The organism is Flavobacterium sp. W22_SRS_FK3 (genome assembly GCF_052113665.1).
Taxonomy (GTDB): domain Bacteria; phylum Bacteroidota; class Bacteroidia; order Flavobacteriales; family Flavobacteriaceae; genus Flavobacterium.
In genome coordinates, this window is sequence record NZ_JBGQOF010000043.1 from 1 (window position 1) to 10,378 (window position 10,378).

Below are 10,378 nucleotides of genomic sequence, written 5' to 3' on the forward strand. Positions count from 1 at the left end.
ACCAACTACGCTATAACGTATGCGCCAGCAGATTTTACAATTACAGCTAAGGCAATTACTGTAACCGCAGATGCAAAAACAAAAGTGTATGGCACAGCAGATCCTGTCTTGACGTATTCGGTTGTACCAGGTTTAGAAACTGGAGATGCTTTTACAGGTTCTTTGTCCAGAGCAACTGGAAACAGCGTTGGAACGTATGCTATTGCAAGCAGTTTGATTAATACCAACTACGCTATAACGTATGCGCCAGCAGATTTTACAATTACAGCTAAGGCAATTACTGTAACCGCAGATGCAAAAACAAAAGTGTATGGCACAGCAGATCCTGTCTTGACGTATTCGGTTGTACCAGGTTTAGAAACTGGAGATGCTTTTACAGGTTCTTTGTCCAGAGCAACTGGAAACAGCGTTGGAACGTATGCTATTGCAAGCAGTTTGATTAATACCAACTACGCTATAACGTATGCGCCAGCAGATTTTACAATTACGACTAAAGCAATTACTGTAACCGCAGATGCAAAAACAAAAGTGTATGGCACAGCAGATCCTGTTTTGACCTATTCGGTTGTACCAGGTTTAGAAACAGGAGATACTTTTACAGGTTCTTTGTCCAGAGCAACTGGAAACAACGTTGGAACGTATGCTATTGCAAGCAGTTTGAATAATACCAACTACGCTATAACGTATGAGCCAGCAGATTTTACAATTACAAAAGCAGATCAGCAAATTACTTGGAATCAAACTTTGGGATCGGGTTGTGATGGAGAAACTACAACTATATTAACAGCTACTTCAAGCAGTGGTTTGGATGTGAGTTATACTTCTTCTAATGCTAATACTGTAACGATTTCAAATGGTTCATTAGTGTTTGAAAATTATGGATCTGCAAATATTACTGCTGCTCAAGCTGGGGACAATAATTATAATGCTGCTCAGGTAGTGGTATTACCTATAGTAAACAGTCAGCCAAATTTAATTAAACAACAGTTCGCAGATGTTATTTTCTTTGATAATAGTTCTAATGAATTTAAATCGTATGCTTGGTATAAAAATGGTGTTTTAGTGTCTGGTCAAAACTTACAGTATTATAAAGAAACTGGAGGTTTAAACGGGACATATTATGCTGTGGCTACAAAAATAGATGGAACTGTAATTACGACATGTCCATTAATATTATCGTCTTCAGTAGTGGCTGAGAACGTTAAAATTGTCCCTAATCCTGTTAGAAGTAATGCTAGTTTTGAATTGGTTACTACGGTAGAGGGCTCTAAAATGCAAAATGCCAAGATTAGCATTTTTGCTGTAAATGGTGCATTAGTACAGAATATCTCTACGAATGAAAGTACTACAACCTTACAAGCGCCAACTGTGGAAGGAATTTATATTATAACGCTAACATTGTCAAATGGAAGCTATTTCACTAAAAATCTTCTGGTAAAAAACTAAAAAAACAGGCAGATTCTCTCCTCATTTATGTAAAAATGAGGAGAGGTTATGCGAATGAAAAAAATATAAGTATGAAATTTAATAGTAAGTGTATACTAATTGTAGCGATTCTTTTTTCTCAGGTAATTACGGCTCAATTTTATGTAGGTGTCCAATCTGGATTGAGTGAGATTCAAAGTGATGTAGATGGAATTATCGCAGATAAAAAAATGGGAGGGTCAGTAAAAGCAGGATATATTTATTCGGTAACAAAAAATATCGGAATTGGAGCTGGTTTAGAGTTTTCGCAATATAAACAGGAGATATCTTCATCTTTATCTTCTCTGACAAATTACGAAGTTGATGCTTCTACTTCAGCTTTTGTTTATACCGTTACAGTAGACAACTATAACGAAAAACAAACCTTACAGGCCATTCAAATTCCGCTTTTTGTAGAATTTAAATCAAGCATGAGTAAAGGAGTTGATTTTGGTTTTCGGGTTGGAGGAAAGTATTTTTTGCCTCTTAGTTATAAAATCAGTGCTACTGCAGATTACGTTAGTGGAACTGCTTATTACCCGGGTGTCAATTTAACTATTACGGATTTACCAGAATATGGTTTTGGAACACAAAGTAATTATTCGGCAACTGGAGAATACCAAACCAAAGGGATTTTTATGTCTTCATTTGAAGTCGGATTTACGTTTGATATCGGAAAGAAAAATTCATTATATACAGCATTATTTCTTGAAAAAGGATTCGGAACAATACTTGATCAGGATAGCAAAGAGTCATTTATAGGATATAATCCGACATCTATTGAAGCCAGAAAATTGAATGGATTGTATAGCACAGATAAAAATGCAGATGTTTTACCTGTAGCATGGGGATTGACTTTAGGATGGAATTTCAACTAAATTTAAATCAAATTAATATTGTGATAGAAGGTCTTGAGAAATCAGGGCCTTTTCGTTTTATAATGCGGTGTTGAATAGCATTTATTTAAAATTCAGCGTCAATTTATTCTTTCTTCTAAAAAAACATTAAAAATGTCTGATTGGGCTATTGATTTGCCTTAATGGGCTACTCGATTTTTTTTCTATATAATAAATTTGTTTTATTAATTAGGGGCCAAATAAATGACTGTTAGGTGTAATTAATTGCGGTTTCTATTCAAGTGTTCTTTAGCATAAAAAACAAAATGTTGCAATTCGCTTAGAACAAAGCAGAGATAAAAACCGGAATTTAAACTATTTATGAGCGACGGTTTATTTGTTAAGGCTATTTATAAACAAATTTTAAATAGAAAATATGATTAAAAAATTACTTTTGATATTCGCTTTAGTGAATATAACTATAGCTTCGGCTAAAACAATTGATCCGGTTGAAACTTTTGTAGTTGATGGGATTACTTATGAAATTATTTCAGGTACAACTGTAAAAGTTATAGCTAATCCGTCAGGCTATGAAAATGATATAGTCATTCCTTCAACTGTAACTTCTGAAACATTTGGTACATTTGATGTTACTGAAATTGGAGCATCTGCTTTCGCTAATAGTGAAAATCTACTGACTGTAGAAGTAGGAGCTAAGGTTACTACAATTGGAGCGTCTGCTTTTTCAGGGTCTAATTATTTAACTAAAATTAGTCTTTCAGAAGGAATTACTACAATTGGAGATGCTGCTTTTGATAGTTGTTACAGTTTAATCTCATTAACTCTTCCATCTTCAGTTATTTCTCTTGGAGCAACTGTTTTTAACCAATGTTTTAGTTTAACCCAGATTATATGTAATATTTCTTCTCCATTACCAATTGATCCAGAAAATGGATTTGGAGCTTTTGATTCTTCAAGTTGCCGATTAATTGTTCCTACAGCTAGTTTAAATAGTTATAAAGCAGCAGCTGTATGGCAGGATTTTGATCCCATTACTGATGTAGCTCCATTTATTCTAGATGATATAGCTTATGAGATCACTTCAGACATAGATGCAGGGGCTGTAAAACATTCCGGAAATTGGGTTGGGACTGTAAAAGTTATAGTAAATACAGAAAATCGTTATTCAGGATCTATTACAATACCTGCAACAATTCAATATAATGAAAAGGGGTATAATGTAACTGAAATTGATCCTCGTGCTTTTAAATATAATCAAGATATAACTTCTGTTGTTATTGGTGATAATGTTGCTGCTATTGATGAATATACCTTTGAGGAATGTTCTGAATTAAGTATGGTTAAAATGGGTAGTTCAGTTGCTTCTATAGGAAATGATGCTTTTTCTTATTGTGAAAGTTTAACGACTATAAATATTCCAGCCTCAGTTACTTCCATTGGAGATGAGGCTTTTCAATATTGTACAAGATTAGCGACAATAGATGTACCTAATTCAGTTACTTCTATCGGAGAATATGCATTTAATCGTTCAGGTGTAACAAGTTTTAAGTTTCCAAGCGGCATTACTACAGTAGAGTTTGCTGTTTTTGCCAGCTGTAAAGAGTTAGCTTCTGTAACTATTCCTAGTACTGTAACAAATATCAAAGATTTTGCGTTTAATTTCTGTCCAAAATTAAAGTCACTAACATGTGCTGTCGAATCACCATTGGATATTAGTGGATTGAATGTGTTTTCCGGAAATACTGATATCTCATCTTGTACATTAGTAGTTCCCACAGCGAGTGTCGAAGAATACAAAGCAGCAGCAGTATGGCAGGATTTTTATTCCATCACTGGTAGCAATACACTTGGAACCATTGATTTTGAAGCAAAAAATGATGTTTCGTTATATCCAAATCCAGTTGATAGTGAACTGTTTATGCAATTGAATACTGCAGACAAAGCTACAATTCAACTAATCGATACTACTGGAAAAGTATTGATTCAAAAAACGGTAACGGCTTCTGAAAACAGTATCGATACAAGTAATTTGGCAACCGGATTGTACTTTGTAAAAGTGAAGTCAAGCGAAGGCATAATTACTAAAAAAGTAATTAAAAAATAATAGTTTTAGATAGTTTTAATTGTTGGGAAGGTTCGCTGTAATAGCGGGCCTTTTCGTTTTTATAAAAGACTTTGTTTTCAAAATTGCTTTTATTTATTCTTTACTAAAGGTGTTAACAAGTTAAGCTTAGAATACCCCAAAAAAATCACTAAATTTGAAGTTCAATTTTTTGTAAATTTATAAAATTGCAACCCCTTCAATAAGAGCTATGTACTTAATATTCGATACTGAAACCACTGGATTACCCAAAAACTGGAATGCTCCAATTACCGATTCTGATAACTGGCCTCGCTGTATTCAGATCGCATGGCAGTTGCATGACGAAATGGGGACTCTTGTTGAACATCAGGATTATTTAGTAAAACCTGACGGATTTAATATTCCGTATGATGCCGAACGTATTCACGGAATTTCGACTGAATTGGCACAAGCCGACGGAATCACGTTGGTCGAGGTGTTAGAGAAATTCAATATCGCTTTAAGCAAAACCAAATTTATTGTAGGTCAGAATTTAGGTTTCGACGTTAATATTATGGGAGCCGAATTTCATCGAATGGGCGTGGATTCACCAATGAGTAGGATGCCGGTTCTGGATACATGTACCGAGGTTACGGCCTCATTGCTAAAACTTCCGGGAGGTCGTGGAGGAAAATTTAAATTACCGACCTTAACAGAATTACACGAATATCTTTTTAATAAACCTTTCGCAGAAGCGCACAACGCAACTGCCGATGTTGAGGCCACTACGCGTTGTTTCTTGGAATTAATCAGAAGAGAGGTTTTTACCAAAGAAGAACTGGATGTTCCTAAGGATTATTTCAAGGAATTCCAAAATAGAAATCCACAGGAATTTCCGTTAATTGGTTTAAAACACATTAACTTAAAAGCGGCTTCTGATAAAATTCGGGAACAGTTAAAATCGTTAGTTACTGATGAACCACTTAGCAAGGTTTCAGAAACGGCGAAAGCAGATTTTAAAGCAGCAAAATACGCACATTTACACAATCACACCCAATTTTCGGTATTGCAATCGACAATAGGAATTGGGAATATTGTTTCGGCTACAGCCAAAAATAAATTCCCGGCGGTTGCGATGACTGATACCGGTAATATGATGGGAGCTTTTCACTTTGTTAGCGCCGTTATGAATCACAATAAAGCGGCTTCTGCAAAAAACAAAGCATTGGTCGAAGCGGGCGAGGAACCGACGGAAACAGAGATGAAGCCAATTGTTGGTTGCGAATTCAATATTTGTGAAAACCATTTAGATAAAAGTAAAAAAGACAATGGAAATCAGATTGTATTATTAGCCAAAAACAAAAAAGGCTACCATAATCTGGCAAAAATGTCGTCGATCGCTTTTACAGACGGGTTTTATTATGTTCCGAGAATTGACCGAAAAATTATCGAGCAATATAAGGAAGATATTATGGTTTTGTCCGGAAATTTATACGGAGAAATTCAGAGTAAGATCCTAAACATAGGTGAAAACCAGGCCGAAGAAGCTTTGATTTGGTGGAAGGAACAATTTGGTGATGATTTCTATTTAGAAGTTATGCGCCACAATCAGGAAGATGAAAATCGTGTCAACAAAACACTGATTGAGTTTTCTCAAAAGCACAATGTTAAATTAATTGCGACAAATAATACCTATTATTTAAATAAAGAAGATGCCAATGCGCACGATATTTTATTGTGTGTAAAAGACGGTGAAAAACAGGCAACACCAATTGGCCGTGGTCGTGGTTACCGTTACGGATTACCCAATCAGGAATATTATTACAAGTCGGAAGAAGAGATGAAAAAACTCTTTTCTGATTTACCTGAAGCCATTATCAATATTCAGGAAATTGTCGATAAGGTCGAAATTTATTCACTTTATCGTGATGTATTGCTTCCAAAATTTGATATTCCACAAGAATTTTTTGTAGCAGAAGATGAAGCTGATGGCGGCGTTCGCGGTGAAAATAAATATTTGCGACACCTTACAATGGAAGGTGCCAAAAGAAGATATGGAGAAATTACGGAGTCCATTCAGGAACGTCTGGATTTTGAATTATTGACGATTTCGAATTCCGGATATCCGGGTTACTTTTTGATTGTACAGGATTTTATTGCTGAGGCCAGAAATATGGACGTTTCTGTAGGTCCTGGCCGTGGATCTGCTGCGGGTTCTGCCGTAGCTTATTGCCTCGGAATTACGAATATTGACCCGATTAAGTATGATTTGCTTTTTGAGCGTTTCCTGAATCCCGATCGTGTTTCCATGCCCGATATTGATATCGACTTTGATGACGAAGGGAGAGGTCGTGTTATGGATTATGTAATTAATAAATACGGTAAAAATCAGGTGGCGCAGATTATCACATACGGTAAAATGGCAACCAAATCAGCGATTCGTGATACGGCACGTGTATTGGATTTACCACTATTTGAAGCCGATAGAATTGCCAAATTGATTCCGGGAATGATGCCGTCTAAATGGAATTTGGCACGTTTTATTTCGGAAAGCGAAGATGAAGTTAAAAAAGCACTTCGTTCTGATGAATTTGATGCGGTAAAAGAATTAATTGCCATTGCCAATGAAGGTGATTTGGCGGGAGAAACGATTCAACAGGCGAAAATCCTGGAAGGTTCGATGCGAAATACCGGAATTCATGCCTGTGGCGTCATTATTACGCCATCGGATATTACGAATTTCGTTCCGGTTACCACTGCAAAAGATTCTGATCTATATGTAACGCAGTTTGATAACTCGGTTGCAGAAAGTGCAGGATTGCTTAAAATGGATTTTCTGGGTCTGAAGACCCTTACTTTGATAAAAGATACCGTTAAACTGGTGAAATACAGAACAAATATTGATCTGGATCCTGATACTTTTCCGATTGATGATCTTGAAACGTATGCGCTTTTCCAGAGAGGTGAAACCGTTGGGATTTTCCAATATGAGTCACCCGGGATGCAGAAATACATGAAAGATCTGAAACCAACGGTTTTTGGCGATTTAATTGCGATGAACGCCTTGTATCGCCCTGGACCATTAGAATATATTCCCTCTTTCGTTCGAAGAAAAAATGGCGAAGAGGAAATCAAATACGATTTAGATGCCTGCGAAGAATATTTAGGAGAAACCTATGGAATCACGGTTTATCAGGAGCAGGTAATGCTTTTGTCCCAATCGCTTGCCGGTTTTACAAAAGGTGAGGCCGACGTTTTGCGTAAAGCGATGGGGAAAAAACAAAAGGACGTCCTGGATAAAATGAAACCTAAGTTCGTTGAACAAGCGTCTGCAAAAGGGCATGATGCTAAAATTCTGGAGAAAATCTGGAAAGACTGGGAAGCATTTGCGAGTTACGCCTTCAATAAATCGCACTCGACTTGTTATGCTTGGATTGCATACCAGACAGCCTATTTAAAAGCACATTATCCCGCAGAATATATGGCAGCGGTACTTTCGAATAATATGAATGATATCAAACAGGTTTCTTTTTTTATGGAAGAGTGTAAGCGAATGGGCTTGCAGGTTTTAGGACCATGTGTCAACGAATCTTACTATAAATTTACGGTAAATGATGATTATGCGGTTCGTTTCGGAATGGGAGCAATTAAAGGTGTCGGTTCGGGCGCTGTAGCCACTATTGTTGAAAGCAGAAAAGACGGCAGATACAAATCAATTTTTGATTTAGCGAAACGTATTGATTTACGTGCAGCCAATAAAAAAGCAATCGAAAATCTGGCTCTTGCGGGAGGTTTTGATTCCTTTGAAGGAACAACAAGAGCGCAATATTTTCATGATGACGGTGACGGAATTACCTTTTACGAAAAAGCAATGCGATACGGCTCTAAGTATCAGGAAAACGAAAACTCATCTCAGGTAAGTTTGTTTGGAGAAACCAGCGAAGTGCAGATTGCAGAACCTATTGTACCTCCCTGTGAAGACTGGAGCACCATGGAAAAGCTGGCAAAAGAAAAAGAGGTGGTCGGAATTTATATTTCAGGACATCCTTTGGATGATTTTAGATTTGAGATGAAATATTTTTGCAATGCGAGACTGGAAGCCTTGAAAAGCATGGAGCAATACGTAGGTAAAAATCTAACTTTTGCCGGAATTATCAACAATGTCCAGCATCGTATTTCTAAAAACGGAAAAGGCTGGGCAATGTTTACTCTGGAAGGTTATGATGAGAGTTATGAGTTCCGGATTTTTAATGAAGAATATCTTAAATTCCGCCATTTCCTGATCCAGAATAATTTTGCCCATATAAAAGTATTGATTAAAGAGGGCTGGGTAAATCATGACACAGGCAAAAAATCAGAACCGAGATTACAGTTTGTTGAAGTTAGGCAATTACAGGATGTTTTGGAAGCATTTGCTAAAAAACTGATTTTGTTGCTTAATATTAAAGACCTGCAGACTGAATTTATTCATAAGTTAAGTCATTTATTTAATGAAAATAAGGGTGATAATACGGTGTCTTTTGAGATCATGGAATTAGAAAAAATAAAACGTCTGGTTGAAGTTGAAACTGCAAATGAATTTGAAGAAACGGAAGATGCTGTTTTTTCAGATGAAAATGACGATGCAGAAGTAGCCCTAGAGAATGGCAAAATAAAAGAAGTAACAGAGGTTGAGGAAATAAAAGTAGTAACCAAATTAACAATGCCAAGCCGAAGATTAAAAGTCAAAATCTCTACAGAACTGCTGCAGGAATTAGAAAAAATGCAGGTCAATTTTAAGTTAAATTAAAATTTAACAGTTAAATTTTAGAAGTATGTATTTTTTTTGCGTTAAAAATATGCATGCATAATACTTTTTTAGTAATATTGCTAAAAATTACAACGTTTTCGTTCTAAGTCAAACAAACCAAAAGATATAGTATGTTTAAATACTTTAATTTTGTATAAATTAATTAAATCAGAATTATGAAAAAGAACCTATTTTTATTAGGATTATTAGTTTGCTCTATGGTTACAGTAGCGCAAACAGAAAGTGCAGATAAACCGGAAAGCTGGTATTTTAAATTAGGAGGATCATACTTCATTCAGACTGCTGCTACAGAATTTCCAACGGTTGGTGGAAGAGCTGCATTAGACAAAACTTACGTAGGAGGAAAATTAGTATCAGAAGAAAGCGTTACAGGATCTTTTGGTGAAGGATTCAGAACAGGAATTACTGCCGGATATAGATTCAATGCACGTATAGGAGTAGAATTAGGAGTTAATTATTACTCTAGTAAGGATAAAACAATGGCACAAACGGCATCAGATGTCCCTTATATCCCAGCTTCGGGTCAAAATCCTGCAGTATACAATTTCAAGTCAATTGGACAAATTACTGCATTTGATTTTGCACCTTCAATTGTAATGTTTTTAGGAGAAGCTCATGGCTTTGAACCTTATACTAAAGTTGGTGTTCTTGTTCCTGTTCATGGGGATTTAGAAATTACTACAGATGCATACGCTCCTGTTGGTGTAAATCCATCTACTGGTGCGCCTATTATGGCTGATGTCCATAGCGTTGATAAAGTTAAGCCTAATCCTACTGTTGGATTTCTGGCTGCTTTAGGAACATCTTATAAATTAGGAAAACATATTTCTGCCTTTGCAGAATTAGAATACAGAAACTTTACCGTGCATGGTAAAACTAAAGAAACTACTGAGTTTATAGTTAATGGTAATGATGCTTTGGCTTCTAGAACAACAGCTCAAATTCACACAAATTATCAAGATCGTTTAGATATTAATTCTAATAATGCTACAACGAATCCAAATGGTGTTGATAGTACAAAACCAACTGACGAATTGAGTTCTTATGTTGGGATTTCTGGTTTAGGTTTGACTTTAGGTCTTAAATACAGCTTATAAAATTTAAAGGAATTGTCTCGTCCTAAAAAAACGATACTGATTATTAGATAAAAATAATTAATTAAACAGTTGCAAGAACGTTCTTGCA

General features: G+C 35.9%; 5 protein-coding genes. All 5 read left to right on the plus strand.

Going from position 1 to position 10,378, the window contains the following annotated elements:
- A partial coding sequence (locus tag ACEN2I_RS19655; RefSeq protein ID WP_441767787.1) for an MBG domain-containing protein occupies positions 1 to 1,446 on the plus strand: 1,446 nt, incomplete at its 5' end.
- Between the two features lie 71 nt (positions 1,447 to 1,517).
- Positions 1,518 to 2,342, plus strand: coding sequence for a hypothetical protein (locus ACEN2I_RS19660; protein WP_441767788.1), 825 nt, complete (start codon positions 1,518 to 1,520; stop codon positions 2,340 to 2,342).
- Between the two features lie 394 nt (positions 2,343 to 2,736).
- Positions 2,737 to 4,425, plus strand: a complete 1,689-nt coding sequence (locus ACEN2I_RS19665; RefSeq protein ID WP_441767789.1) for a leucine-rich repeat domain-containing protein — start codon at positions 2,737 to 2,739, stop codon at positions 4,423 to 4,425.
- A 208-nt stretch (positions 4,426 to 4,633) separates the two neighbouring features.
- Complete coding sequence (dnaE, locus tag ACEN2I_RS19670; protein ID WP_441767790.1) at positions 4,634 to 9,172, plus strand: DNA polymerase III subunit alpha; 4,539 nt, start codon at positions 4,634 to 4,636, stop codon at positions 9,170 to 9,172.
- Between the two features lie 176 nt (positions 9,173 to 9,348).
- Entirely contained in the window at positions 9,349 to 10,290 is a 942-nt protein-coding gene (locus ACEN2I_RS19675; RefSeq protein ID WP_441767791.1) for an outer membrane beta-barrel protein, read from the plus strand.
- Positions 10,291 to 10,378: the final 88 nt, after the last annotated feature.